1 pseudogene is annotated in these 266 nt (G+C 54.5%); it reads left to right on the top strand.

What is annotated here, in order from left to right:
* Positions 1–266 (top strand): annotated as a pseudogene (locus tag ACQY6F_RS19125) (hypothetical protein); the annotation flags it as partial.

Below are 266 nucleotides of genomic sequence, written 5' to 3'. Positions count from 1 at the left end.
AGCACCATGAATCACTATCCCCTGTGGAAAAATCTGCTGGTGGCCTTTGCCATCGCGCTGGGCATTCTTGTTGCGTTGCCTAATCTGTTCGGTAAGTCGCCGTCGGTGCAGGTCAGCCGAGACGACGGACAGGAACTATCTGAAATCACCATCGAGCAGGTGGAGAGGCAGATCCGGGATGCCGGCATCGAGTATGTCGGTTCCCATGAGGAAGAAGGCCGTTTACTGATCCGTTTTGACGATGTGCAACAGCAATTGCGCACCAG

This window comes from Vibrio sp., assembly GCF_050299255.1.
Taxonomy (GTDB): Bacteria; Pseudomonadota; Gammaproteobacteria; order Enterobacterales; family Vibrionaceae; genus Vibrio.
The sequence above is the reverse complement of the archived record's forward strand: the minus strand, read 5'-3'. Positions and strand labels throughout refer to the sequence as shown.